Below are 24882 nucleotides of genomic sequence, written 5' to 3'. Positions count from 1 at the left end.
CTGCTGTCAGCCGGCCGGTGGCGCACCGACGCGGAGCCGGGTCGCGAAGCCGTCGGCCAGGGCCTCGTAGATCGACTCGGGGCACAGCAGCCGGGAGGCGTGATAGGCGGCCACGGTGGTGACGAGCAGCGGCAACAGGAGCTGCCGCGCTTCGGTCATCTCGACGATGATGATCGCCACCGTCATCGGGCTCTGCACGACGCCGCAGAAGTAGGCGCCCATCGCCAGCAGGATCACCGCCTGGCGGGGGATGCCGACGAGCAGCGGCGCGGCCAGGTCGCCGAGCCCGGCGCCCACCGACAGGCTGGGCGTGAACAGGCCGCCGGGGATGGCACTGATCAGCGCCAGGTAGTTCGCCGCCGCCTTGGCGAGCGGATAGTAGAAGGGCAGCGGCTCGCCGCGCAGCACCGCCATCACCTGCGCGTCGCCGGCGCCGTAGGTCAGGCCGCCGCTGATCACCCCGAGCACCGCCATGGCGAGGCCGAGCGAGGCGGCGACGACGTACGGCCGCCGCCGGTTGAGGCGGGAGACCCGCGGCGTCGCCACCACCACCGCGCGCGCGAAGGCGCCCCCCAGCAGCCCGCCGGCGGCGCCGATGAGCGGCAGCCAGAGCCAGGCGCGGGCGTCGGCGAGGCCGGCCTCGACGCGGCCGTAGAACAGATAGTTGCCGAGCACCGCGACGCACGCCAGGCAGGCGACGAGGACGGTGCGGATCATCAGGCTGGCGTTGTTCTTCTCGAACGCGCGGCCGATCTCCTCGATCGCGAACACCAGGCCGGCGATCGGGGCGTTGAAGGCGGCGCCGATGCCGGCCGCGCCGCCGGCGAGGATGAGGCCGCGCTCGACGTGGTTGGGCGCGAAGCTGGCGAGCCGGTTGGCGAGGTAGAGGGCGCAGGCGGCGACGTGCACCGACGGTCCCTCGCGGCCGACGGTGGCGCCGGCGAACAGGGCCATGGTGAGCAGGATCATCTTGCCCACCAGGATGCGCAGCGACAGCACCGACGCCCGCGTCGGTCCCTCGCCGAGCCGCAGCGCCACGATCGCCTGCGGGATGCCGGTGCCCTCGGTGCCGGGGAAGAGGCGGTCGCGCGCCCGCATGATGACGACCATGCCGACGCCGAGCAGCAGCGGCGGCAGATACGGCGACACCTCGCGCAGCCGCGCCGCGAACAGCAGCGACCAGCGCTCGGCATAGACGAAGTACAGCGCGCCGCCGCCCGCGGCGGCCGCCGCCAGCAGCCAGACCACCTGCCGCCACAGCATCCGCGCCATCGCGGCTGCAATGCTGGATTCGCGGCCGCGGCGCAACGGGCCCGCCGCCGCGGGGCCCCGCGGGGCGGGGCTTGCCGGCCGACCGACGGTCCACTAACAGGCCCCGCATGCGCCGACCAATGCTGCTGGTCCTCCCGCTGTTGGTCCTCACCGCTCTCCCGGCTCACGCCGCCGATTCGCCGACGGCGCTGCTGCAGCGCATGAAGCGCTGGCTCGAGCCGGCGCAGCCGAGCACGCGCCAACTGGCGATGAGCGTCCGCACCGGCGCCGAGGTTGCGCAGTGGACCGCCGGGCAGGCGCGCGGCAGCGTCGACGGCAGGAACTACGCGCTCACCGTGCTGCTCGCGCCGGCGGACCTGCGCGGCACCGCGCTGCTGGTGCAGGAACAGCCGAACGGCCCCGACCGCGAGTGGCTCTACCTGCCGTACCTGCGCCGGGTGCGCGAGGTCCTGCCTGTGGACGAGTTCGAGTCGTTCCTCAACACCGAGTTCACCTATGCGGACGTCGGCTTCGTCGAGATCGGCAACCGCGACGTGAGCAGCGGCGGCAGCGACACCGTCGACGGCGTCGCCGCGGTGAAGGTGCAGGAAGTGCCCAAGGACAAGCGCACCTTCGCCAGGATCGTCACCTGGGTGGTGCCGGAGACCGGCCAGCCGCTCAAGCGCGAGTATTACGACGTGGCCAATCGCCTGTGGAAAACGGAAACCTTCGAGCACGTCGCCGACATCCACGGCATCCCGACCGCGCAGCGGGTGCGCATCGAGGACGTGCAGACCGGGTATGGCAGCGAGTACCGCACCGCCGAGATCGCCTACGGCATTCCCATTCCGCCGGAGCTGTTCGACCCGGCGCAGCTCGCCAAGGCCGCCGACAGCCCGCTGTGGAAGTAGCGCCGCGCCGGCGGCGGCTCAGGGCGCCAGGACCTCGCGCATGCGCACGCTGAGGCGTGGGAAGCGCGACGGGGTGAAGCGGCCGCGCGGCCCGATCTCGGCCTCGGCGGCGTAGCGATCGCCCGCCAGGCGGAGGGCGCGCAAGGTGCCGCGCTTGGGATCGACCAGCCAGTAGTGGGGCACGCCGACGCGGGCGTAGAGGTCGAGCTTCATGCCGCGGTCCCGGGAGGCGGTCGACGGCGAGGTGACCTCGACGATCAGGTCCGGGGCGCCGAAGATTCCCTTCTCCTGGATGATGCGGCGGCGGGCGCGGGCGACGAACACCACGTCCGGCTGCACGCCGCTGGGGCGCTCGAGCACCACGGCGACGCGGGCGATCAGCACCTGTCCCAGGCGATATGCCCGCACATGGGCGCGCAGGAGCGACGCCAGATTGAACACGACCTGTTGATGGGGCACGAACGGCGCCGGGCTCACGTACACCTCCCCGCCGATGATCTCCCAGCGGTTGCCGTCGTCGGGCGTGTGCCAGAGGTCGCGATAGGTGAGCGCTCCGGCGCGCGTTGCCTGCGTCGTGCGTGGCATGCGCCCCCTATAGCAGGTCGTCGTTCCGATGGCGGCCGTCATCGACCTGCCGTCCTCTGGCAGATCGCGCCGAGGGGCGACAATGGCGGCGCCGCATCGAGCCCCGGCGGCGCCGCGCGGGACTCATCCCGCCAGGTAGACGGCGTAGGCGGGGTTGTCGGTTTCCTCGTGGTACGGGTAGCCGAGGTCGGCGAGGAACTGGCGCAGGGCGGCGCGCTCGCCGGCGGCCACCTGCATGCCGGCGAGGACGCGACCGTCGGCGGCGCCGTGGTTGCGGTAGTGGAAGAGGCTGATGTTCCAGCGCTCGCCCATCTGATTGAGGAAGCGGAGCAGGGCGCCCGGGCGCTCGGGGAATTCGAAGCGGTAGAGCACCTCGTCGGGGACGCGGGCGCGGCCGCCGACCATGTAGCGGACGTGCGACTTGGCGACCTCGTTGTCGGTCAGGTCGGTGACCGGGTAGCCCTGCGCCTGCAGCGCCGCGATGAGCGCCCGCCGGTCGTCGTCGCCGGCGCGCACCTTGAGGCCGACGAAGATGTCGGCGCGCGCCGGGTCGGAGAAGCGATAGTTGAATTCGGTGATGGCGCGCTCGCCGAGCGCGCCGCAGAAGCGGCGGAAGCTGCCCTTCTCCTCCGGGATGCGCACCGCCAGCAGCACCTCGGCGTGGGCGCCCGTCTCGGTGCGCTCGCTGATGTAGCGCAGGCGGTCGAAGTTGAGGTTGGCGCCGCTCTCGATCGCCACCAGCACGCGGCCGCGGGCGCCGCCGCGCGCCACCCAGCGGGTCAGGCCGGCGACGCCGAGCGCGCCGGCGGGCTCGGCGATGGCGCGCGTGTCCTCGAAGATGTCCTTGATCGCGGCGCAGATCTCGTCCGTGTTCACGAGCACCATCTCGTCGACGCAGACGCGGGCGACGCGGAACGGCTCCGCCCCCACCTGGCGCACCGCGACGCCGTCGGCGAACAGCGACACGCTGTCCAGCATCACCGGCTCGCCGGCGGCCAGCGCCGCCTGCATGGCGTTGCTGTCGTCGGGCTCGACGCCGACGACGCGCGTCTGCGGGCTCACCGCCTTGACGTAGGCGGCGATGCCGGCGATCAGGCCGCCGCCGCCGACCGGCACGAAGACGGCGTCGATCGGCTGGCGCGACTGGCGCAGGATCTCGGCGGCGATCGTCCCCTGGCCGGCGATCACGTCGGCGTCGTCGTAGGGGTGGATGAACACCCGCTGCTCGGCGGCGGCGATCTCGCGCGCGTGGCCGTACGCGTCGTCGAAGGTGTCGCCGTGCAGCACGGCGCGGCCGCCGAGGGCGCGCACGGCGTCGACCTTGATCGCCGGCGTCGTCGTCGGCATGACGATCAGCGCGTCGATGTCGAGCGTGCCGCCGGCCATCGCCACGCCCTGCGCGTGGTTGCCGGCGGAGGCGGCGATGACCCCGCGCCGGCGCTGCTCGGCGTCGAGCAGGCGCATCTTGTTGTAGGCGCCGCGGATCTTGAACGAGAAGGCCGGCTGCAATCCCTCGCGCTTGATCAGCACCGTGTTGTCCAGCCGGGCCGACAGCCGCCGCGCCGGTTCGAGCGGCGTCTCGATGGCGATGTCGGAGACGCGGGCGCGCAGGATGCGGCTCAGGTACTCGGCGGCGACGTCCATCCGCCGCGACGCTGCGCCGGCGCGGCGGCGATTTCAAGCCGACTCCTCGCTCGTTCAAACACCCCGGCGGATCGCCGGGCGCCGCGAGGCTCGCTTGACTCGCTTCGCGGCGCGGCAGTAAGTCGCCGGCGAGAAAGGGGGAGGTCATGCAGCGATCGACGTGGACGGCGGGCGCCGTGGCGCTGGGGCTCTGCATCGGCGGCCCGGCGCTGGCCGCGGACCAGAAGGGCTGGGAGATCCGCATCTGCCGCGGTCAGACCGAGGCGTCGGCGATCGAGATCGAGGTCGGCGACGGCAAGAGCGAGCGCAAGCTGGTGAACTGGAAGAGCGACGACGTGGAGACCACCTTCGCGGTGCCGGCGCCGTTCGCCACCGTCAAGACGCTGAAGGTGGAGGCCGACTCCGAGCCCGACGACGGCAAGGTGGTGATGTGCGTCCTGTGGGACGGCGCTCCGGCCCGGACCATGAAGTTCAACGACGAGCTCGAGGTGAGGGTCGCGCAGGGCGACAAGGACGACTCCTGCCCCTGCAAGTGAGGCCCGTGCGAGCGGGCCGTTCCTGACACCTCCCCGTGCTCCCGCCCGCTCTCGGGCGAACGAGGGCTTGGGGGGTGGCAGGGGCGGCGGTCACTTCTGGCCGAGCATCGCCTCGGCCAGATTGAGCGAGTGGTTGCGGATGCGGCGCATGGCCACCAGCATGTCGTTGAAGAAGATGCCGGCCGTGGGATCGATGCGCTGGGCGGTCAGGCGATGCAGGTTGGCCTCGCGCAGCGTGTCGGCCTCGGTCGCCAGGTACTGGCCCTTGGTGGCGACCGCCTCGAGCCATGCGACCTCGTTGCGGCGGATGCGGTCGACGACGTCCTCGAACAGCGCGCCGGTGCGCTCCAGGTAGGACTGCAGGTCGCGCAGGCTGCCGTCGTCGAACGCCGTGCCCTCGCGGATCAGGCGACGGCGATAGTTGGCGAGGCGCTCGCAGTAGTCGGCGACGCTCTCGATCTCGTCGGCGGCGCGGATCAGGGCCCGGCATTCGTCGCTCTGGGCGGAGCTGAGGGTGCCGGTGAGGACGCGGGCGAGGAACACCGTCACCTCGTGCTGGATGGCGTCGGTGGCCTTCTCGCGCTCCAGAATCTGCCGTCGCAGCTCCGCCTGCGGGGTGTGCACCTCGGCGTACAGCATGCGCGTCAGTTGCAGCGCATCGATGGTCAGGGCCGCCATGTTGAGGACCTGGAGGCGCGCCTGCTCGATCGCCAGCGCCGGCGCCTCGACCACGCTCTGGCGCAGGTAGCGGAGCGCCGGGCGGTCGCGGTACGAGGAGACGACGAGCCGCTCGGCGAGCAGACGCAGCGGCGCCAGCAGCGGCAGCGACAGCACGGCCAGCAGCAGGTTGAAGACCGCGTGGGTGGCGGCGAGGTGCAGCGGCCGGGCAATGCCGTCCGGCGCCGTGCTCGGCAGCATCGCCAGCAGGTGCACCCAGGGGCCGATGAGGACGAGCAACGCGATGCCGGTGGATGCGTTCAGCAGGATGTCGAGGACGGCCGCGCGGCGGCCGTCGGCATTGGCTGGGGCGGCGGCGCGCAGCACCGTCACGCAGCTTCCGACGTTGGCGCCGATCACCAGCGTCGCCGCCCCCGCCAGCGAGAGATCGCCCGCCGTGGCGAGGGCGATGCCGACCCCGATGGCGGCGATCGCCGACTGCAGCGCCGCGGTCGCCAGCGCCGCCGCCAGGGCGGCGGCGAGGTAGGCGGTCGGACCGGCCACGTCCGGCTGCAGGATCCAGAGCGGCAGCGCCTGCGGCCCGAGCGCCCGCCAGCCGTCCGCCAGCCAGCCGATGGCGACGAACAGCATGCCGGCGGCCATCGCCAGCGCGCCGGCGAAGCGCGCCGATTCGCGGCTGGCGAAGAGGTGCAGGGCGGCGCCGAGGCCGAGCAGTCCGAGCGCGATCGGTCCCGCCGGCAGCGCCAGCACGAGGGCGGAGACCGTGGCGCCGAGGTTGGCGCCGACGAGCACGCTCGCCGCCTGGGCGAGGGTCATCAGGCCGGCGTTGACGAAGCTGACGATGCGCACCGCGGCGGCCGCCGACGACTGGGTGACCAGGCCGGCGACGACTCCGATCTCGAACTGCGCCCGGCGGCCGCCGCCCACCGCGGCGACGCGCCGGCGCAGCCGTTCGCCGAACAGCACCTGCAGCGATTCGGAGGCGGTGCGCAGGCCGTACAGCAGCAGGCCGAGGCCGCCGACCAATTCGAGCAGGCCGCGGATCATGCGGCGCGGCGCGCGGCCGCGGCGGCGCGCGTCGACCTCATCCCAGGTCGCGCTCGAGCCCGCGCAGGGCGGCGCGGAAGACGCGGGTGATGCCGATGCGCACCAGGCCGCCGAGCCCGGGCGCGCGGCAGCGGAAGTGGCAACGCCAGGTGACATCGGTGCCGCCGTCGCGCGGCGCGAACGTCACCTCGCCGGCGTGGTCGGCGAGCGGCCAGCCGCCGCGGGCGATCCGGTAGGTCATGCGGCGCGGCGCCTCGAAGGTCAGCACTTCCTCCTGCAGCCCCATGCCGCCGGCGGCGAACTCGCGGACGCATCCGACGCCGTTCGGCGCCGGCACACCCTGGCGCGCCACGGTCACCCGCCCCAGGCCCGCCCAGTCGCTCCACGACGCATGATCGGTGTAGCGCTCCCAGACGCGCTCGATCGGGGCGCGGAAGTGATGGTGCACCTCGACGTGCTGCATGCGGGCGTGACCATCACGCAGGGGGGCGGGTGTCAACCGTGGTTCGCGGGCGCGCGCGTCGGCCGCGCGCTCACCCGCGTCGGCGGGCGCAGCGCAGGACGACGCCGCCGATCTGCGCCGTGCGCAGGTCCCCGAACGGCGTGCCGATGCCGCTGTTCAGGACCATGGCCATCGCCAGTTGCCGATCGGGGTCGCCCCAGGCGCCGGAGCCGCCGAAGCCGTAGTGGCCGAAGCCGCGCGGCGGCGTGCCGGCGGTGGTGGCGGCGCGGTGATAGCCGAGGCGCCAGTGCATGGGGAAGGGGACGACGAGGTCGATGCCGCGCGTCTGCACCTCGGTGGCGCGCTCCACGGTGCGCGCCGACAGCAGGCGCGTGCCGTTGAAGGCGCCGCCGGCGGCGAGCGTGGCGTAGAGCTTGGCCAGCGAGCGGGCGGTGAACAGGCCGTTGGCGGCGGGGATCGACGCCGCCAGCGTCTCCGCCTCGTCCCAGCGGAAGTCGGTCACCCCCGGGGCGAGCAGCGCGTCGGCGACCCGGCGCAGGTCGTAGCGCACGAAGCGGCCGATGACGCGATGCGCGCGCTCGAGGCGGTTGCCGAGGTCCGCCATGCGCTGGCGGCCGGACGCGGGCACCAGCAGCTCGGCGGCGCGCGCCGCGGCCTCGGGCGGCGCCCCGACGTACAGGCCGTCGAGCTCCAGCGGCGCGGCGAGCTCGTCGCGGACGACGTCGGCGAAGCGCTTGCCGGTGATGCGCCGCGCCACCTCGCCGACCAGCCAGCCGTAGGTGATGCCGTGGTAGGCGCTCGCCGTGCCGGGCTCGAGCGCCGGCGTGGCGCGCGCCAGCGCCTCGGTCATGTGCTCCCAGTCGCGCATGCGCGCGGCGTCGTCGATGAGGTGGCGGATGTCGTAGAGGCCGGCGCGGTGCGAGAGCAGGTGGCGGACGGTGATGCGTTCCTTGCCCGCCTGGGCGAATTCCGGCCAGTACGTGGCGACCGGCTCGTCGTAGTCGACCAGGCCGCGGTCGGCGAGCACGTGCAGGACGGTGGAGGTGACGCCCTTGGTGGTCGAGAACGACACCGCCAGGGTGTCCTCCCGCCACGGATCGCCCGCCGCGTTGCGGGCGCCGCCCCAGATGTCCACCACCCTCTCGCCGCGGTGGTAGACGCAGACCGCCGCGCCTCCCGGCCCGCCCCGGAGCTGCTTCGCCAGCCGCCGCGCCACCGGCCAGAAGTCGGGGTGAACCGTCCCGTGGAGCTGCACCATGGAGGCCACACAGAAACACAAACGCCGGCGAATGGACACCGAGCCTCCCGCGGGGCCCCTTGGTGTTCATTTGCGACGCTTTGTGTTCTTTGTGGGCGCGTTCGAGGAGGCAGCATGACCGATCGCGTACGGGTCACCATCGACAACGGCGTCGCCGATGTCCGGCTCAATCGGCCGGAGAAAATGAACGCGCTCGATCGGGCGATGTTCGAGGGGCTGGTGGAAACCGGGCTGCGGCTCGCCGCCGACCGCAGCCTCCGCGCCATCGTGCTCTCCGGCGAGGGACGGGCTTTCTGCGCCGGGCTCGACTTCGCCAGTTTCATGGCGATGGCGGGCGAGGGCGGTGATCCGGGCGCCCCGCTGCTCGAACGTCGGCAGGCCGACAGCCCGGCGAACCTCGCCCAGCACGCGGCGTGGGTGTGGACCGAGGTGCCGGTGCCGGTGATCGCCGCGCTGCACGGCGTGGCGTTCGGCGGCGGCCTGCAGATCGCGCTCGCCGCCGACCTGCGATTCGCGACGCCGGACGTCCACCTCTCGGTGATGGAGATCAAGTGGGGGCTGATCCCGGACATGAGCGGCACGCAGACGCTGCGCCACCTGATCCGGCTCGACGTGGCCAAGGAGCTGACCTTCACCGGCCGCATCGTCGAGGGCCGCGAGGCCTTGAACCTCGGCCTGGTCACCCGCCTGGCCGACGATCCGCGCGCCACCGCGCTGACCATGGCGCGCGAGATCGCCGAGAAATCGCCGGACGCGATCCGCGCCGGCAAGCGCCTGCTGAACCAGGCGCCGCTGCTCGGGGTGGCCGAGGGATTGGCGCTGGAGGCGCGGCTGCAGCGCGGCCTGCTCGGCTCGGCCAACCAGCTCGAGGCGGTCAGCGCCAATCTGCAGAAGCGGATGCCCAAGTTCGGCGATCCGGCCTGAAAGCGGCCGTCTTCGCAGCCCCCCTTGCAGCCCGCCGGCGGCTCGGTCATACGCACGCAGATGTCGCCCCGCTGGCGTGTGATCCTCATCGGCGCGGCCGCCGTCGTCGCGCTGGTGCTCGCGGGGGCGGTCGCCAACATCATCCGCTCGTTGCGCGCGCTCGACGACGCGCTCGCCGATCCGGTCTCGATCGCCGAGCCGGTGATCGACCAGATCCTCTCCTCGGTGCCCGCCAACCTGCAGTTGCGGCCCGACGACCCGATGATCGCCAGCCGCCAGATCCTGGTGACCGAGAACATCAACGAGCGCACCGCCAAGGACGTCGTCGGGCGGCTGCTGTACATGAACAGCCTCGATCCGCACCGGCCGATCGACCTCTACCTGTCCACCCAGGGCGGGTGGGTGGACAGCGCCTTCACCATCATCGACGCCATGCAGCTCATCGACGCGCCGGTGAACACCTGGGCGATCGGCGGCTGTTACTCGTCCGGCGCGCTCATCCTCACCGCCGGCACCGGCCGCCGCTACGCGACGCCGAATTCGGTGCTGATGATCCACGCCAGCCTCGACGAGGACACCAAGCAGTCGTACTCGTACGAGCGGCTCGCCCTCCAGCGCTACGAGCGGGTGTGGCGCCGCCGCGCGGCGCTGCCCGATGCCTGGTTCCCGATGGTCGGCGGCGAGGAGTACTACCTCTCGCCGCAGGAGGCGCTCGACTTCAAGATGATCGACGAGATCAAGCCGCTGCGCATCCGCAACGTCGCCGAGGCGTCGCCGCCGGTGCCGCGCCATCGCGCCGACGGGCGCTGAGGGGACTTCGGACGCGAACCGAGCCGCGGGGGGCGCTGGTCCGGCTCCGCTCTCCGTGTGCGATTGTGCTGAAAGGATCCGTGATGCTGATCGATCGCTTTCGTGTCGATGGCAAGGTCGCCGTGGTCACCGGCGCCGGGCGCGGCATCGGCCAGGGCTGCGCGCTGGCGTTCGCCGAGCAGGGGGCCAACGTGGTGGTAGCGGCGCGCACCCGCGAGCAGGTGGAGGCCACCGCCGAGCAGGCGCGCGCGCACGGCGTGCAGGCGCTGCCGGTGGTCTGCGACGTCATGCAGCGCGCCGACCTCGAGGCGCTGGTCGCCGCCACGATGCAGGCGTTCGGCCGCGCCGACATCCTGGTCAACAATGCCGGCGGCACGCCGCCGATGGAGGCGCTCCACACCAGCGAGGCGATGTTCGAGGAGGCCTTCCGCTTCAACGTCACCTCCGCCTTCCTCCTCACCCGCCTGCTGGTGCCGAAGATGCTCGAGAGCGCCGGCGGCGGCAGCATCGTCAACATCTCCTCGGCCGCCGGGCGCCTGGTGATGGCCGGTTTCGTCGCCTACGGCACCGCCAAGGCGGCGTTGTCGTTCATGACCCGCGAGCTGGGGCGGGAATTCGCGCCCAAGGTGCGGGTGAACGCGATCGCCGTCGGCGCCGTCGAGACCTCGGCCCTGGCGCCGTTCCTCGACGACGACCTGCGCGGCCGGATGGAAGCGCTGACGCCGATGCGGCGCATCGGCACGGTCGAGGACATCGCCATCGCGGCGCTCTACCTGGCATCGCCGGCCGCGGGGTGGGTGACCGGCAAGGTCTTCGAGGTCGACGGCGGCACCGAAGCCACCAACTGGCCCTTCGAGCCGCCGACGATCTGACGCGCCAGCGGCCCGAACAACCCCGTCTCGCCGGGTCGAGGCGAGGCGGGGTACGCGACTACGCGCGCAGGCGCCGGACCTGCAACAGGGCGACCGCCGCCAGCGCCAGGACGCCGAGCGCCATGCCGAGCGCGTCGAGGGCCGGGGCTCCGACCGGCGGGCCGATCAGGATGTCCAACGTGTAGGGACCGGTGGCGCTGCCGAAGCCGTCGGCGCGAAACACGTAGTTGCCCGTCTGGGGGACCAGGAATCGGATCCGCGAGCTGTCGAAGCTGTTGCATTCGACGCCGTTGTTGGCGTCGTCCTGCCCGAAGCCGTCGTCATTGTAGAGGTCGGCACTGGCGATGGACGACGGGTCGCCCCCGGGGAAGAACACGCTCAGCACCGGATCGAGGGGGCGGTCGCCGGGCGCGATCTCATCGCACACCAGGGTCGCCGTGATCACCTGACCAGCCTGCAGCGGGACCGTGTACAGGTCGTACTGCAGATCGGTCATGATGTCGCCGCTGTAGGTCAACGTCGCGGCGGCCGCCGGATTCGCGCCCACGAGCGCGGCGAGCAGCAGGACCGCCATCGTCATTCCGCAGGTCATGCGCCGAGTCATGCCGCCGCTCTTCCTACGCCGTACCCACCCCAGTCAAGTCGAAAAACCGGAGCGTGCGTCCGGGGGCCCTCTTGACACTATCAATCGACTATTTCAAAAGTTCATTTGAATTCCATGAAGCAGGCTGCCCGATCGGCGCAGACACGACAGCGTCTGCTCGCGGCGGCGGCGGAGGTCTTCGCCGCCGACGGCTTCCGCAACGCCCGCATCCAGACCATCTGCCGGCGCGCCGGCGCCAACATCGCCGCCGCCCACTACCACTTCGGCGACAAGCAGGGCCTCTACGCGGCGGTGTTCGAGTACGCCGAGGAACGGGCGACTCGCGATCACCCGCCGGAGGAGGTCGCCGACGGGCCACCCGACGCGCGGTTGCGGAGCTTCGTCACCGCCTTCCTGGGTCGCCTGCTCGACGCCGACCGACCGGCGTGGTTCGCGCGCCTGCTGGCGCGCGAGATGATCGACCCGACGCCGGCGCTCGATCGCCTGGTGCAACACCGCATGCGCGCCAATCACCGGCAGCTCGCGGACATCGTCCGCACGCTGGTCGGTGCCGACGCGCCGCTCGAGACGGTCAACCTGTGCGTCCTGAGCGTCGTCTCCCAGTGCGTGTTCTACCGCAACTGCGCGCCGATCGTGGCGCGCCTCTACCCGGAGCTCGCGCCGGCGCAGGAGCTCCAGCGCATCGCCGATCACGTCACCCGCTTCTCGCTGGCGGCGATCGCCGGGCTGCGCGGCGCCGGCGGCGACGGAAAGCGCGCCCCATGCCGAACCGACGCCTGACCGCTCTTCTCCGCCGCCGCTGGCTGCTGCTGCCGGCGCTGGCCGTGCTGGCGCTCGCCGCCTACGCCCTCGCCGTCACCCGTCAGTCGGCGCCGGCGGCCGGCGCGCCGCGCGTCGCGCCGCCGGCGCCGGTGGTCGCCGTCGCGGCGCGGCGGGGCGATCTGCCGGTGACCCTGGATGGCATCGGCACGGTGACGCCGCTGGCCAGCGTCACCGTCCGCAGCCGCGTCGACGGTCAGCTCATGCGGGTGCACTTCGAGGAAGGGCAGATGGTCCAGGCCGGCGACCTGCTGGCCGAGATCGATCCGCGACCGTTCCAGGTGCAGCTCGAGCAGGCGCAGGGACAACTGGCGCGCGACCAGGCGCTGCTCGCCAACGCCAACGTCGACCTGGCTCGCTACAAGCGCCTGGTCGCCGAGGACTCGATCCCGCATCAGCAGCTCGACACCCAGCAGGCACTGGTGCGGCAGTACCAGGGCGTCGTGCAGGCCGATCAGGCGCAGGTCGACAACGCCCAGTTGCAGCTCACCTATGCGCGCATCACCGCGCCGATCAGCGGTCGGCTCGGCCTGCGCCTGGTCGATCCCGGCAACATGGTGCACGCCGCCGACGCCGGAGGCCTGGTGGTGATCACCCAGATGAGCCCGATCGGCGTCGTCTTCACCATCCCGGAGGACAGCCTGCAGCCGGTGCTCGAGAAGGTGCGCGCCGGCGCCGAGTTGCCGGTGGAGGCGTACGACCGCGGCAAGCGCACGCTGCTCGCCACCGGCAGCTTGCTGACGCTCGACAACGCCGTCGACCCGAGCACCGGCACGGTGCGCCTCAAGGCGCAGTTCCCGAACGATGACGGCGCGCTGTTCCCCAACCAGTTCGTCAACGCCCGCCTGCTCCTCGACCTGCGGCGCGGCGTCACCCTGGTGCCGACCGCCGCCGTGCAGCGCGGCAGCCAGGGCCCCTTCGTCTACGTCGTCAAGGCCGACCAGACGGCCGAGGTACGACCGGTGACGCTCGGCGACGACGACGGCGACGACACCGCGATCGCCCACGGGCTGACGCCGGGCGAGCTGGTCGTGGTCGACGGCGCCGACGCCCTGCGCGCCGGCCGCGCCGTCAGCCTGCGCACGCCCACCGACGAATCGCCGAAGGCGGGCACATGAACCCGTCGCGCCTCTTCATCGAGCGCCCGGTCGCCACCACGCTGCTGATGGTGGCGATCCTGCTCGCTGGGGGGGTGGCCTACCGCCAGCTCGCGGTGTCGGCGCTGCCGCAGGTCGACTACCCGACGATCCAGGTGGTCACCTTCTATCCGGGCGCCAGCCCGGACGTGATGGCGTCGTCGGTCACCGCGCCGCTCGAGCGTCAGTTCGGCCAGATGCCGGGGCTGACGCAGATGACGTCGATGAGCTCGAGCGGCAGCTCGCTCATCACGCTGCAGTTCAGCCTCGACCTCAGCCTCGACGTCGCCGAGCAGGAGGTGCAGGCCGCCATCAATGCCGCCTTCACCTTCCTGCCCAAGGACCTGCCGACGCCGCCGGTGTACAGCAAGGTGAACCCCGCCGACGCGCCGGTCCTCACCCTGGCGCTGACCTCGGCGACGCTGCCGCTGCCGCAGGTCGAGGACCTCGCCGACACCCGCCTGGCGCAGAAGATCGCCGAGCTGCCGGGCGTCGGCCTGGTCAGCCTCTCCGGCGGCCAGCGCCCCGCCGTGCGCATCCGCGCCAACCCGACCGCGCTCGCCGCCTACGGCCTGACGCTGGAGGACCTGCGCGCCGCGGTCGCCGCCGCCAACGTCAACCAGGCCAAGGGCAGCTTCGACGGCCCGCGCCAGTCGTACGTCATCGGCGCCAACGACCAGCTCCTGTCGAGCGCCGACTACCGGCCGCTGATCATCGCCCAGCGCAACGGCGCGCCGGTGCGGCTCTCCGACGTCGCCGAGGTGGCCGACGACGCCGAGAACCTGCGCCAGGCGGCGTGGATGAACGAGACCCCGGCGGTGATCGTCAACATCCAGCGCCAGCCGGGCGCCAACGTCATCGAGGTGGTGGACCGCATCACCCGCCTGCTGCCGCAGCTTCAGCACAGCCTGCCGTCGGCGGTGACCCTCAGCATCCTCACCGACCGCACCACCACCATCCGCGCCTCGGTCGAGGACGTGCAATTCGAGCTCATGCTCTCGGTGGTGCTGGTGGTGGCGGTGATCTTCGTCTTTCTCCGCCACCTCGCCGCCACCGCCATTCCCGCCGTCGCCGTGCCGCTGTCCCTGGTCGGCACCTTCGGCGTCATGTACCTGCTCGGCTACAGCCTCAACAATCTCTCGTTGATGGCGCTCACCATCGCGACCGGCTTCGTCGTCGACGACGCCATCGTGATGATCGAGAACATCTCCCGCTACATCGAGCAGGGGAGGGCGCCGCGCGCCGCCGCGCTCGCGGGCGCCGCCGAGATCGGCTTCACCATCCTCTCGCTCACCGTGTCGCTGATCGCGGTGCTGATCCCGCTGCTCTTCCTCGGCGACGTCGTCGGCCGCCTGTTCCGCGAGTTCGCCGTCACCCTCGGCGTCACCATCCTCATCTCGGCGGTGGTGTCGCTGACCCTGACGCCGATGATGTGCGCCCGCCTGCTGCGCCACACGCCGGCGGCGCAGCAGGGCCGCTTCTACCGCGCCTCGGAGGCGTTCTTCGCCCGCGTCATCGACGCCTACGCGCGCAGCCTGCGCTGGGTCCTGGCGCGCCAGCGCGCCACCCTGCTGGTCGCCGTGGCGGTGCTGATCCTCACCGTCGTGCTCTACGCGATCGTGCCCAAGGGCTTCTTTCCCATCCAGGACACCGGCGTCATCCTCGGCATCTCGGAAGGGCCGCAGTCGGTGTCCTTCGCCGCCATGGCCGCGCGCCAGCAGGCGCTGGCGAAGGTGATCCTCGAGGATCCCGCCGTCGCCAGCCTGTCGTCGTTCATCGGCATCGACGGCATCAACACCACCCTCAACAGCGGCCGCCTGCTCATCAACCTCAAGCCGCTCGCCGAGCGCGGGGTGGACGCCACCACCGTCATCCGCCGCCTGACGCCGCGGCTCGAGGCGGTGCCGGGCGTCAAGCTCTACCTGCAGCCGGTGCAGGACCTGACGGTCGAGGATCGCATCACCCGCACCCAGTTCCAGTACAGCCTGGAGGGCGCCGACCCCGAGGCGCTGCGGCGCTGGACGCCGCTCCTGGTCGAGGAGCTGCGCCGGCGGCCCGAGCTGCGCGACGTCAGCAGCGACCAGCAGGACGACGGGCTGCAGGCGTTGCTGCGCATCGACCGCGACACCGCCTCGCGCCTCGGCATCACCCCGCAGTACATCGACGATACGCTCTACGACGCTTTCGGCCAGCGCCAGATCTCGACCATCTTCACCCAGCTCAACCAGTACCGGGTGGTGCTCGAGGTCGCCCCCGACTTCCAGCGCCCCGACGCCCTCGACGCGCTGTACCTCGCGAGCGGCAGCGGCGGCCAGGTGCCGCTCAACGCCGTCACCCACCTCGAGGAGACCACCGCGCCGCTGTCGATCGCGCACCAGGGACAGTTCCCGGCGGTGACGCTGTCGTTCGACCTCGCCCCCGGCGCCGCGCTCGGCGACGCGGTGCGCGCGGTCGAGGCGTCACTGGAGACGGTCGGCGTGCCCCCCAGCATCCGCGGCAGCTTCCAGGGCGCCGCCCAGGCCTTCCGCGCCGCGCTCGCCAACGAGCCGCTGCTCATCCTCGCGGCGCTGGTCAGCGTCTACCTGGTGCTCGGGATCCTCTACGAGAGCTACATCCATCCCGTCACCATCCTCTCGACCCTGCCCTCGGCCGGCGTCGGCGCCATCCTGGCGCTGATGGCGTTCGGCATGGACCTCAGCATCATCGCCGTCATCGGCATCATCCTGCTGATCGGCATCGTCAAGAAGAACGCCATCATGATGATCGACTTCGCCCTCGAGGCGGAGCGCGGCGGCGGCAAGTCGCCCGAGGACGCGATCTACGAGGCCTGCCTGCTCCGCTTCCGCCCGATCATGATGACCACCATGGCGGCGCTGCTCGGCGCCCTCCCCCTCGCCCTCAGCCGCGGCACCGGCGCCGAGCTGCGCCGCCCGCTCGGCATCGCCATCGTCGGCGGACTCCTCGTCAGCCAGGCCCTGACGCTCTACACCACCCCCGTCGTCTACCTCGCGTTCGATCGACTGGCGGCCCGTGCACGTCGCGTGGCGATGCCGGCGACGGAAACCCCATGAACAAGGAATCCACGAAGAACACGAAGGACCACGAAGGGCACAAAAGCCTTTGTGTTCTTCGTGGCCATTCGTGTTCTTCGTGGCCCTCTGAGAGATGAATTTCTCGGCACCCTTCATCCGCCGACCGGTCGCCACCACGCTGCTCACCATCGCGGTGGCGCTGGCGGGGATCATCGGCTTCCGCATGTTGCCGGTGGCGGCGCTGCCGCAGGTGGACTTCCCCACCATCCAGGTCTCGGCGGCGCTGCCGGGCGCGAGCCCGGAGACGATGGCGACCTCGGTGGCGGCGCCGCTCGAGCGCCAGTTCGGCCGCATCGCCGGCATCACCGACATGACGTCGACCAGCTTCCTCGGCTCGACGTCGATCGTCCTGCAGTTCGACCTCGACCGCAACATCGACGGCGCCGCGCGCGACGTGCAGGCGGCGATCAACGCGGCGCGCGGCAATCTGCCCTCGAACCTCCCGGCCAACCCGACCTACCGCAAGGTGAATCCGGCCGACGCGCCGATCCTGATCTACGGCATCACCTCCGACACCATCCCGATCGGCAGGCTCTACGACATCACCTCCACGGTGCTGCAGCAGCGCCTCTCGGAGATCCAGGGCGTCGGCCAGGTGTTCGTCGGCGGCAGCTCGCTGCCGGCGGTGCGCGTCGACGTCAACCCGTCGGCGCTCAGCCGCTACGGCCTCGGGCTCGAGGACGTGCGCGCCGCGCTGCGCGCCAGCAACCTGCGGCGACCCAAGGGCGAGCTGCAGGCGGGCGCCCGGCGCTGGCAGATCGAGACCAACGACCAGCTCGACGACGCCGCCGGGTTCCGTCCGCTCATCCTGCACGGCAGCGACGGCGCGGTGCTGCGCCTGTCCGACGTCGCCACCGTCGAGGACGGCACCGAGGACCTCTTCACCGCCGGCGTCGCCAACAACAAGCCGGCGGTGCTGCTGGTGCTCTTCCGCAGCCCGGGCGCCAACATCATCGAGACCGTCGAGCGGGTGAACGAGGTCATGCCGCAGCTCCAGGCGTCGCTGCCGGCGGCGGTCGACATGCACTTGCTGCTCGATCGCTCGCCGCCGATCCGCGCCTCGCTGCGCGACGTCGAGCGCGCCCTGCTCACCGCCGTCGTCCTGGTCATCGTCGTCGTGTTCTGTTTCCTCGGCAACGCGCGCGCGGCGCTGATCCCCAGCGTGGCGGTGCCGGTGTCGCTGCTCGGCACCGCCGGGGTGATGTACCTGCTCGACTACAGCCTCGACAATCTGTCGCTGATGGCCCTGACCATCGCCACCGGCTTCGTGGTCGACGACGCCATCGTCGTGCTGGAGAACATCAGCCGCCACATCGAGGACGGCATGGCGCCGCGCCAGGCGGCGATGCAGGGCGCGCGCGAGATCACCTTCACCGTGCTGTCGATGAGCGCCTCGCTGATCGCCGTCTTCATCCCCATCCTGCTGATGGGCGGCATGGTGGGGCGCCTGTTCCGCGAGCTCGCGGTGACGCTCTCGGTGGCGATCGTCATCTCGTTGCTGGTGTCCCTCACCACGACGCCGGCGATGTGCGCGGCCCTCCTTCGCCGCCACGGGCCGTCCCAGGCGCGCGCGCCGGGCCTGAGCACGCGCGCCGTCAACGCCGTGCTGCGCGTCTACGACCGCAGCCTGCGCTGGGCGCTGCGCCACCCGCGCACGATCCTGGCGCTCACCGTCCTCACCGTCGCCGTCACCGCCGGCCTCTTCGCGATCGTGCCGAAGGGCTTCTTCCCGGAGGAGGACGCCGGCCGCCTCACCGGGGCGCTGCAGGCGAGCCAGGATGTCTCGTTCCAGAGCGTGTTCAAGAGCCTGCGCGAGGTCGCCCGCATCATCGGCGAGGATCCCGCCATCGACAGCGTCATGGCGTTCACCGGCGGCGGCGGCGCCGGACGCGGCTCGGCCAAGAACACCGCCCGCCTCTTCATCGGCCTCAAGCCATTCGACCAGCGCAGCGACAGCGCCGAGGACGTCATCACCCGCCTGCGCCCGAAGCTGGCGAAGGTGGCCGGCGCGCAGACCTTCCTGCAGCCGATCCAGGACCTGCGCATCGGCGGCCGCCTGGGCAACGCGCTCTACCAGTACACCCTGCAGGGCGAGCGTTTCGACGAGCTCGCGGCCTGGGCGCCGAAGGTCGCCGAGCGCCTGCGTCACCTGCCGCAGATCACCGATCTCAACAGCGACCAGCAGGACGCGGGCCTGCAGGCGACGCTGGTCGTCGACCGCGACACCGCCGCCCGCCTGCACGTCTCGCCGCAGCGCATCGACGACACGCTGAACGACGCCTTCGGCCAGCGCCAGGTGGGGATCATCTACGGCGACCTCAACCAGTACCACGTCATCCTCGAGCTGGCGCCGGAACACTGGCAGCACCCGGAGTCGCTCGAGACCCTCTACGTGCGCTCGGACGACGGGCGGCAGGTGCCGCTCAGCGCGCTGGCGCACTACGTGACCGACTCGACCACCCTCGCCGTCAACCACCAGGGCCAGTTCCCGGCCGTGACCCTGTCGTTCAACCTCGCCGCCGGCGTCGCCCTCGGCGACGCGGTGCAGGCGATCGAGGCGGCCACGCGCGAGATCGGCCTGCCGAACGACATCCGCGGCAGCTTCGCCGGCACGGCGCAGGCCTATCAGTCGTCGATCAACCACCAGCCGCTGCTCATCCTCGCCGCGCTGGTCACCGTCTACATCGTCCTCGGCATCCTCTACGAGAGCTACGTCCACCCGATCACGATTCTCTCCACCCTGCCGTCGGCGGGCGTCGGCGCCATCGCCGCGCTGCTGCTCTTCGGCATCGACCTCAGCGTGATGGCGCTGATCGGCATCCTGCTGCTGATCGGCATCGTCAAGAAGAACGCGATCATGATGATCGACTTCGCCCTCGAGGCGGAGCGCACCGGCGGCCTGACGCCGGCGGCGGCGATCGAGAAGGCCTGCGTCCTGCGCTTCCGCCCCATCATGATGACCACCATGGCGGCGCTGTTCGGCGCCCTGCCCCTGGCGGTGGGGCACGGCGTCGGCGGCGAGTTGCGCCGCCCGCTCGGCCTCGCCATCGTCGGCGGCCTCATCGTCAGCCAGGCGCTGACGCTCTACACGACGCCGGTGATCTACCTCTACCTCGAGCGCCTGCGCCTCTGGGTCGGCCGCGCGCGCGCCGCCGTCACCCGCCGCCTGGCGCTCCAGCTCGGACACGGAACCGGAGCATGACCACGCCGCGCTCGACGCACGCGCTGCTCGCGCTGTCGCTGCTGTGGCTCGCCGGCTGCGCGGTGGGCCCCGACTACCAGCGGCCGGCCGCGCCGATGACCGACGCCTTCAAGGAGAACGAGACCTGGAAGTCCGCCGCGCCGGCGGACGCCATCCAGCGCGGCGCCTGGTGGGAGGTGTACGGCGATCCCCAGCTCGGCGCGCTGGTGGAGCGGGTGAGCGTGTCGAACCAGAACCTGCTCGCCGCCGAGGCGCAGTTCCGCCAGGCGCGGGCGCTGGTCGGCTCGGCGCGCTCGGCGTTCTTCCCCCAGGCCGCGGTGGGGCTGTCGTTCAGCCGCTCGCACCAGTCGGGCACGCTGCACAACAACCTCGGCGGCTCGGGGACCAACGTCTCCGACTACGCCATGCCGGTCAGCATCGGGTGGGAGCTCGACGTCTGGGGCCGCATCCGCCGCAACGTCGAGTCGAGCGAGGCCAGCGCCCAGGCCTCCGCCGCCGACGTCGAGTCGGCCCGCCTCAGCCTGCAGGCCGAGCTGGCGGCCGACTACTTCCAGTTGCGCAGCGTCGACGCCGACCGCGCCATCCTCGACGACAGCATCGCCGTCTTCGAGCGCTCGCTGAAGCTCACCCAGAGCCGCTACGAGGGCGGCATCGCCTCCCGCGACGACATCGCCCAGGCGCAGACGCAACTGGAGAGCACGCGCGCCCAGGCGATCGACCTCGGCGTCCAGCGCGCCGCGCTCGAGCACGCCATCGCGGTGCTGATGGGCGAGCCGCCGGCCCGCTTCTCGCTGCCGCCGATGCCGCTCGACGCCGAGCCGCCGGCGATTCCGGTCGGCGTGCCCTCGCAACTGCTCGAGCGGCGCCCCGACGTCGCCGCCGCCGAGCGCGCGATGGCGGCCGCCAACGCGCAGATCGGCGTCGCCATCGCCGCCTACTATCCGACGGTCACCCTCAGCGCCTCGGGCGGCTTCGAGAGCTCGCACATCGACCAGTGGTTCACCTGGCCGAGCCGCTTCTTCTCCGTCGGTCCGACGATCTCGGAGACCATCTACGACGGCGGCTACCGCGCCTCGCAGACCGCGGCCGCGCGCGCCCAGTACGACAACACCGTCGCCGGCTACCGGCAGAGCGTGCTGACCGCCTTCCAGCAGGTCGAGGACAACCTGGCGGCGCTGCGCATCCTCGAGCAGGAGGCGACCGTCACCGCCGCCGCCGTCGCCGCCGCCCGCGAGTCGGTGGCGCTGACCACCAACCGCTACAAGGAAGGCAACGCCAGCTACCTCGACGTCGTCGTCACCCAGGCGGCCGCGCTCAACAACGAGCGCACCGCCAACGACGTCCGCGGCCGCCGCATGCTCGCCAGCGTCCAGCTCATCCAGGCGTTGGGCGGCGGCTGGGACGCCTCGACGCTGCCGACGCCGAAGCAGCTCGTGGCGGAGGAGTGAAGAGCCGTCACCGCGGCGAGTGATGCCGGTCTGCCGCAGCTTCCGTGTGATTCCGGGGTCGGGAATCCGCGGCGCGCCGCGACGGTGTATGTTGAAGCTCAGTGATTTTGTCCGCCTAACTGCTCAGTGAAAATGTCCGCCCCTCCGCGGCAAAGAAGGAGGGATGGAGAGGATGAGCAAGCGGCAATGGAAGCGGCTGGACGCCGTGGAGCGGATCGAGCGAGGGGCGCTGACGGTGGGAGAAGCGGCGGAGGTGCTGGGACTGTCGAAGCGGCAGGTGCGACGGCTGCGGCGGGCGGTGGGGCGGCGTGGGGCGAAAGGAGTGCAGCACGGGAACACGGGGCGGGCGCCGAAGCACCGCTTGGGGGAAGCGGTGCGGGAGCAGATCCTGGAGCTGCGGCGCAAGAAGTACGACGGGTTCAACGACCAGCACTTCACCGAGAAGCTGGGGGACGTGGAAGGGGTCAAGGTCTCTCGGGCCAGCGTGCAGCGGCTGCTGCGCGCGGCGGGCATCGGGCCGCCGCGCCGGCGGCGCGCCCCGAAACACCGCCGGCGCAGAGACCGCAAACCGCAGGCGGGGTTGATGATCCTCTGGGACGGCAGCCGACACGAGTGGCTCGAGGGGCGCGGGCCGATGCTGTGCCTGATGGGAGCGATCGATGACGCGACCGGCGAGCTGCTGCCTGGGGCGTCGTTCGTGGAGCAGGAGTGCGCGGCAGGGTACCTGCGGGTGCTGCGAGCGATCGCGGAGGCGAAAGGACTTCCGTACAGCGCCTACATGGATCGGCACGGGAGCCTGAAGCGCAACGACGCGCACTGGACGCTGGAAGAGGAGTTACGCGGGGTCCAAGACCCGACGCAGGTGGGCCGGGCGCTCGCGGCCTTGGAGATTGAGGTGATCTACGCGCTGTCGCCGCAGGCGAAGGGCCGAGTGGAGCGGCTGTGGGGCACGCTGCAGGATCGGTTGGTCTCCGAGCTCCGGTTGGTGGGGGCCACGACCGTGGAGGAGGCCAATGCCGTGCTGGAGGCCTTTCGGGCGGAGCACAACCAGCGGTTTGCCATTCCCCCGGCCGAGGCCACCCCGGCGTGGCGGCCGGTGCGACGGGGGACCGATCTGAGCCGGATCTGCAGCTTCCAGTACGAGGCGACCGTGCTGAACGACAACACCGTGCGGATCGGCGGCCTGGTCCTCGACATCCCGCCCGGCCCGCGCAAGCGCAGCTATGCGGGGACGCGCGTCGAGGTGCGCCAGCTCCTCGACGGCAGCTGGCGCGTCTACGGCGGCGACACGGTGATCGCCACGGCCGCCGCCACCTCGCCCGGCGCCCTCCGCACGCTCAAGCGCCGGCGGCGGCGGCCGCCGAGCGCCGCCTCGGTGGGGAAAACTCCAGTCGCCCTGCGGGCTCCTTCCGTTTCCCCCACCGACATGATCCCGTCACCACCACGATGAACCCCGGGGGGACGGAATCACTGAGCAGTTGAGGGCGGACAGAATCACTGAGCAGCGACAGCGCCGCGACGGTGTATTGACTCCGGCGGGCGTTCCGTAGTCATGAACGCGGTCATCGAGGGAGCGCCCGCATGCCGACGATCTACGGAGTCAACGCCTCGCCGTTCGTGCGCAAGGTGCGCGTCGTCCTGGCCGAGAAGAACATTCCCTACGAGCTCGAGCCGGTGTTTCCCGGGCCGATGGCGCCGCCGGAGTTTCGCGCCATCAGCCCACTGAACAAGGTCCCGGCCTTCCGCGACGGCGAGCGCACACTCGCCGATTCGTCGGTGATCTGCGCCTACCTCGAGCGCACGCATCCGACGCCGGCGCTGTATCCGAGCGATCCGTACGAGTACGCGCGCGCCCTCTGGTTCGAGGAGTGGGCGGACGGCGGGCTGACGCCGGTCGCCGGCGGCAAGGTGTTCTTTCCGCTGGTGGTCGGGCCGCGCTTCTTCGGCCGCGAGGTCGATCGCGCCGCCGTGCAGAAGACCATCGACGAGGAGCTGCCACCGTTCTTCGACTACCTCGAGGGCGAGCTCGGCGCCGGCGACTTCCTGGTCGGCACCGCCTTCTCGATCGGTGACATCGGCGTGCTGACCCAATTCGTGAACCTGGGCCATGCCGGCGTCGCGCCGGCCGCGGCGCGCTGGCCGAAGCTCGCCGCCTACCTGGCGCGCGGCCTGGCGCGGCCCTCGTTCGCGGCGCTGATCGAGGAAGAGGCGCCGCAGTTCCGCGGCTGACCGGGCGGGCGCCGGCCAGCCCGCCCGCCGTCGCCATGTTCGCTGCCCGCCTCCTCTCCGTCACCGACGATGCCGACCGCTCTGGGCAGGCGGCGATGGTGCGCGCCTTCACCCTGTTTCTGCTCGCCCACCTGGTCGTGCGGACCATGCAGTGGACCCTGCGCGGCGGCGACTGGCTGGCCGGCCGCTGGCTGATGACCGCGCTCCTCGCCGGCTGCGCCGCCGTCGCCTGGCGCCGGCCGGAGCGCGCCCGCGCCGCCGCGGCGTTGGCGCTGCTCCTGCTGTGCGTCAAGCTCGCCGCCTCCTTTCCGACCACCTCCAACCACTTCTTCATCGAGCTCCTCTGTCTCGGCCTGATCGCGCTCTGCGATCCGGGCGACGCCGACGAGCGGGCGCTGCTGCTCAGCGCCGCGCGCTGGTTGACGGTGATCGTCTTCTTCTACAGCGGCCTGCAGAAGGTCCTGTACGCGACGTACTTCGACGCCCAGTTCCTCGGCGTATCGATCGGCCACAAGCCGGCGCTCGCCTGGCTGTTCGGCTGGATCGTCCCCGCCGCCGAGCTGAACCGCCTGCGCGACCTGCACCCGCTGGTGCCCGGCCAGGGCCCCTTCGACATCCGCAGCCCGGGCGCCCTGGCGCTCGCCAACGGCGTCTACCTGTTCGAGATGGGCGCGCCCGTCCTGCTGCTCTGGCGGCGCACGCGCCCCTATGCCGCGGTCGCCGCGCTGGCGGTGATCGGCGCCATCGAGATCGGGGCGCGCGAGCTGCTGTTCGGCATCCTGTTCGTCAACCTGCTGCTGCTCTTCTTCGCCCGTCCGGTGAACCGCGCCCTGCTGCCGGCCTCGCTCGCCGCGCTCGCCGTGCTCGCCGCGGCCCGCGTCGGCCTGCTGCCGTCCTTTTCGTTCAATTGACCCTCGCCGCCAAACAGCGCCTGGTCGTCGCCGTGCTCGCCGTGCTCGCGGCGTGGCCGCTGGCGCACCGCGCCCTGGTGGCGCGCTACGACCTCGACCCGTGGCGCTTCTTCGGCTGGGCCATGTACTGCACGCCGAAGCTGCCCGCCGAGGTGCGCCTGTTCGCGATCGAGCGCGGCGAGCGCGTCGAGGTGCCGGTGGCATCGCTCAGCCCCCCGCAACGACGCGCCGTCGACGCGCTGCGCGACCGCCGCGCCGTCTGGGGGACGCTGGCCTCGCCGGCGCGCGCCGCCGCCGCCCTGCTCGACGCCCGCCCCGACGCCGCCGCCGTCGAGGTGGTGGTGGAGAAATGGTACCTCGACCCCGCCACAGCCAGCATCGCGACCCACGTGGAACCGTTCCGCGTCGACCGCGGCGAGAGATGACGAGGGAAATCCGTGGCGTTGCGCGGCGACACGTGCG

Annotated in this window: 21 protein-coding genes; 14 read left to right on the top strand and 7 right to left on the bottom strand. The window is 71.8% G+C overall.

The features are described from left to right. Positions 1–6: 6 nt before the first annotated feature. Positions 7–1272, bottom strand: a complete 1266-nt coding sequence (locus KF840_04755) for a chloride channel protein (protein MBX3024203.1) — start codon at positions 1270–1272, stop codon at positions 7–9. A gap of 107 nt (positions 1273–1379) precedes the next feature. Here KF840_04755 and KF840_04750 point away from each other — a divergent pair, with 107 nt between their 5' ends. Then, positions 1380–2162, top strand: a complete 783-nt coding sequence (locus tag KF840_04750) for an outer membrane lipoprotein-sorting protein (GenBank protein ID MBX3024202.1) — start codon at positions 1380–1382, stop codon at positions 2160–2162. 18 nt (positions 2163–2180) lie between these two features. Here the strand turns inward: KF840_04750 and KF840_04745 are convergent, their stop codons facing one another. Together KF840_04745 and ilvA are read right to left on the bottom strand one after the other, a co-directional pair. After that, positions 2181–2747, bottom strand: a complete 567-nt coding sequence (locus tag KF840_04745) for a Uma2 family endonuclease (GenBank protein ID MBX3024201.1) — start codon at positions 2745–2747, stop codon at positions 2181–2183. 123 nt (positions 2748–2870) lie between these two features. Then, on the bottom strand, positions 2871–4391 hold the full coding sequence (gene ilvA / locus KF840_04740; protein MBX3024200.1) for a threonine ammonia-lyase, biosynthetic: 1521 nt from the start codon (positions 4389–4391) through the stop codon (positions 2871–2873). 146 nt (positions 4392–4537) lie between these two features. On the opposite strand from ilvA, the gene KF840_04735 reads away from it, so the two are divergent. Next, positions 4538–4927, top strand: a complete 390-nt coding sequence (locus KF840_04735) for a hypothetical protein (GenBank protein MBX3024199.1) — start codon at positions 4538–4540, stop codon at positions 4925–4927. A gap of 90 nt (positions 4928–5017) precedes the next feature. Here KF840_04735 and KF840_04730 read toward each other — a convergent pair whose 3' ends face one another. From KF840_04730 to KF840_04720, 3 genes are all read right to left on the bottom strand, one after another. Next, on the bottom strand, positions 5018–6652 hold the full coding sequence (locus KF840_04730; GenBank protein ID MBX3024198.1) for a Na/Pi cotransporter family protein: 1635 nt from the start codon (positions 6650–6652) through the stop codon (positions 5018–5020). A 37-nt stretch (positions 6653–6689) separates the two neighbouring features. Continuing rightward, a complete protein-coding gene (locus KF840_04725) occupies positions 6690–7115 on the bottom strand; it encodes an SRPBCC family protein (GenBank protein MBX3024197.1) in 426 nt (141 codons plus the stop codon). Between the two features lie 70 nt (positions 7116–7185). Next, a complete protein-coding gene (locus tag KF840_04720; GenBank protein ID MBX3024196.1) occupies positions 7186–8373 on the bottom strand; it encodes a beta-lactamase family protein in 1188 nt (395 codons plus the stop codon). 114 nt (positions 8374–8487) lie between these two features. On the opposite strand from KF840_04720, the gene KF840_04715 reads away from it, so the two are divergent. The 3 genes from KF840_04715 (at position 8488) to KF840_04705 (ending at position 10979) form a co-directional block, all read left to right on the top strand. Beyond that, positions 8488–9297 carry a crotonase/enoyl-CoA hydratase family protein gene (locus tag KF840_04715; protein MBX3024195.1) on the top strand — a complete coding sequence of 270 codons (810 nt, stop codon included), beginning with the start codon at positions 8488–8490 and terminating at the stop codon, positions 9295–9297. A 60-nt stretch (positions 9298–9357) separates the two neighbouring features. Then, positions 9358–10107: an ATP-dependent Clp protease proteolytic subunit gene (locus KF840_04710; protein MBX3024194.1), complete on the top strand. Its 750-nt coding sequence runs from the start codon at positions 9358–9360 to the stop codon at positions 10105–10107. An 83-nt stretch (positions 10108–10190) separates the two neighbouring features. After that, complete coding sequence (locus tag KF840_04705; protein MBX3024193.1) at positions 10191–10979, top strand: glucose 1-dehydrogenase; 789 nt, start codon at positions 10191–10193, stop codon at positions 10977–10979. 58 nt (positions 10980–11037) lie between these two features. Here the strand turns inward: KF840_04705 and KF840_04700 are convergent, their stop codons facing one another. Beyond that, positions 11038–11559: a hypothetical protein gene (locus tag KF840_04700; protein ID MBX3024192.1), complete on the bottom strand. Its 522-nt coding sequence runs from the start codon at positions 11557–11559 to the stop codon at positions 11038–11040. A 138-nt stretch (positions 11560–11697) separates the two neighbouring features. Here KF840_04700 and KF840_04695 point away from each other — a divergent pair, with 138 nt between their 5' ends. The 9 genes from KF840_04695 (at position 11698) to KF840_04655 (ending at position 24845) form a co-directional block, all read left to right on the top strand. Continuing rightward, positions 11698–12363 carry a CerR family C-terminal domain-containing protein gene (locus KF840_04695; GenBank protein ID MBX3024191.1) on the top strand — a complete coding sequence of 222 codons (666 nt, stop codon included), beginning with the start codon at positions 11698–11700 and terminating at the stop codon, positions 12361–12363. Next, positions 12345–13520: an MdtA/MuxA family multidrug efflux RND transporter periplasmic adaptor subunit gene (locus KF840_04690; protein MBX3024190.1), complete on the top strand. Its 1176-nt coding sequence runs from the start codon at positions 12345–12347 to the stop codon at positions 13518–13520. Before KF840_04695 ends, KF840_04690 begins: the two co-directional genes overlap by 19 nt. Further along, the gene (locus tag KF840_04685; GenBank protein ID MBX3024189.1) at positions 13517–16609 is read left to right on the top strand and encodes a multidrug efflux RND transporter permease subunit; all 3093 of its coding nucleotides are present in this window, start codon (positions 13517–13519) and stop codon (positions 16607–16609) included. Before KF840_04690 ends, KF840_04685 begins: the two co-directional genes overlap by 4 nt. Before the next feature lie 94 nt (positions 16610–16703). Beyond that, complete coding sequence (locus KF840_04680; protein MBX3024188.1) at positions 16704–19832, top strand: multidrug efflux RND transporter permease subunit; 3129 nt, start codon at positions 16704–16706, stop codon at positions 19830–19832. Further along, positions 19829–21280: an efflux transporter outer membrane subunit gene (locus KF840_04675; protein MBX3024187.1), complete on the top strand. Its 1452-nt coding sequence runs from the start codon at positions 19829–19831 to the stop codon at positions 21278–21280. Before KF840_04680 ends, KF840_04675 begins: the two co-directional genes overlap by 4 nt. Before the next feature lie 172 nt (positions 21281–21452). Continuing rightward, a complete protein-coding gene (locus tag KF840_04670; protein ID MBX3024186.1) occupies positions 21453–22730 on the top strand; it encodes an ISNCY family transposase in 1278 nt (425 codons plus the stop codon). Positions 22731–22861: 131 nt separating this feature from the next. Then, entirely contained in the window at positions 22862–23509 is a 648-nt protein-coding gene (locus tag KF840_04665) for a glutathione S-transferase family protein (protein MBX3024185.1), read from the top strand. A gap of 35 nt (positions 23510–23544) precedes the next feature. Then, positions 23545–24420 (top strand): hypothetical protein, encoded by an 876-nt coding sequence (locus KF840_04660; GenBank protein ID MBX3024184.1) that lies wholly within the window; start codon positions 23545–23547, stop codon positions 24418–24420. Beyond that, positions 24417–24845 (top strand): hypothetical protein, encoded by a 429-nt coding sequence (locus KF840_04655; GenBank protein MBX3024183.1) that lies wholly within the window; start codon positions 24417–24419, stop codon positions 24843–24845. Before KF840_04660 ends, KF840_04655 begins: the two co-directional genes overlap by 4 nt. The last annotated feature ends 37 nt before the right edge of the window (positions 24846–24882 follow it).

The organism is bacterium (assembly GCA_019637795.1).
Classification (GTDB): domain Bacteria; phylum Desulfobacterota; class Binatia; order HRBIN30; family CADEER01; genus JAHBUY01.
The sequence above is the reverse complement of the archived record's forward strand: the minus strand, read 5'-3'. Positions and strand labels throughout refer to the sequence as shown.

Excerpts from the sequence above, each read along its gene's own strand:
- KF840_04670 (MBX3024186.1), top strand. The coding sequence starts at position 21,453 with ATGAGCAAGCGGCAATGGAAGCGGCTGGACGCCGTGGAGCGGATCGAG.
- KF840_04725 (MBX3024197.1), bottom strand. The coding sequence starts at position 7,115 with ATGCAGCACGTCGAGGTGCACCATCACTTCCGCGCCCCGATCGAGCGC.
- KF840_04695 (MBX3024191.1), top strand. The coding sequence starts at position 11,698 with ATGAAGCAGGCTGCCCGATCGGCGCAGACACGACAGCGTCTGCTCGCG.
- KF840_04755 (MBX3024203.1), bottom strand. The coding sequence starts at position 1,272 with ATGGCGCGGATGCTGTGGCGGCAGGTGGTCTGGCTGCTGGCGGCGGCC.
- KF840_04680 (MBX3024188.1), top strand. The coding sequence starts at position 16,704 with ATGAATTTCTCGGCACCCTTCATCCGCCGACCGGTCGCCACCACGCTG.
- KF840_04675 (MBX3024187.1), top strand. The coding sequence starts at position 19,829 with ATGACCACGCCGCGCTCGACGCACGCGCTGCTCGCGCTGTCGCTGCTG.
- KF840_04710 (MBX3024194.1), top strand. The coding sequence starts at position 9,358 with ATGTCGCCCCGCTGGCGTGTGATCCTCATCGGCGCGGCCGCCGTCGTC.
- KF840_04685 (MBX3024189.1), top strand. The coding sequence starts at position 13,517 with ATGAACCCGTCGCGCCTCTTCATCGAGCGCCCGGTCGCCACCACGCTG.
- ilvA (MBX3024200.1), bottom strand. The coding sequence starts at position 4,391 with ATGGACGTCGCCGCCGAGTACCTGAGCCGCATCCTGCGCGCCCGCGTC.
- KF840_04730 (MBX3024198.1), bottom strand. The coding sequence starts at position 6,652 with ATGATCCGCGGCCTGCTCGAATTGGTCGGCGGCCTCGGCCTGCTGCTG.
- KF840_04665 (MBX3024185.1), top strand. The coding sequence starts at position 22,862 with ATGCCGACGATCTACGGAGTCAACGCCTCGCCGTTCGTGCGCAAGGTG.
- KF840_04750 (MBX3024202.1), top strand. The coding sequence starts at position 1,380 with ATGCGCCGACCAATGCTGCTGGTCCTCCCGCTGTTGGTCCTCACCGCT.
- KF840_04715 (MBX3024195.1), top strand. The coding sequence starts at position 8,488 with ATGACCGATCGCGTACGGGTCACCATCGACAACGGCGTCGCCGATGTC.
- KF840_04720 (MBX3024196.1), bottom strand. The coding sequence starts at position 8,373 with ATGGTGCAGCTCCACGGGACGGTTCACCCCGACTTCTGGCCGGTGGCG.
- KF840_04705 (MBX3024193.1), top strand. The coding sequence starts at position 10,191 with ATGCTGATCGATCGCTTTCGTGTCGATGGCAAGGTCGCCGTGGTCACC.
- KF840_04690 (MBX3024190.1), top strand. The coding sequence starts at position 12,345 with ATGCCGAACCGACGCCTGACCGCTCTTCTCCGCCGCCGCTGGCTGCTG.
- KF840_04700 (MBX3024192.1), bottom strand. The coding sequence starts at position 11,559 with ATGACGATGGCGGTCCTGCTGCTCGCCGCGCTCGTGGGCGCGAATCCG.
- KF840_04660 (MBX3024184.1), top strand. The coding sequence starts at position 23,545 with ATGTTCGCTGCCCGCCTCCTCTCCGTCACCGACGATGCCGACCGCTCT.
- KF840_04735 (MBX3024199.1), top strand. The coding sequence starts at position 4,538 with ATGCAGCGATCGACGTGGACGGCGGGCGCCGTGGCGCTGGGGCTCTGC.
- KF840_04745 (MBX3024201.1), bottom strand. The coding sequence starts at position 2,747 with ATGCCACGCACGACGCAGGCAACGCGCGCCGGAGCGCTCACCTATCGC.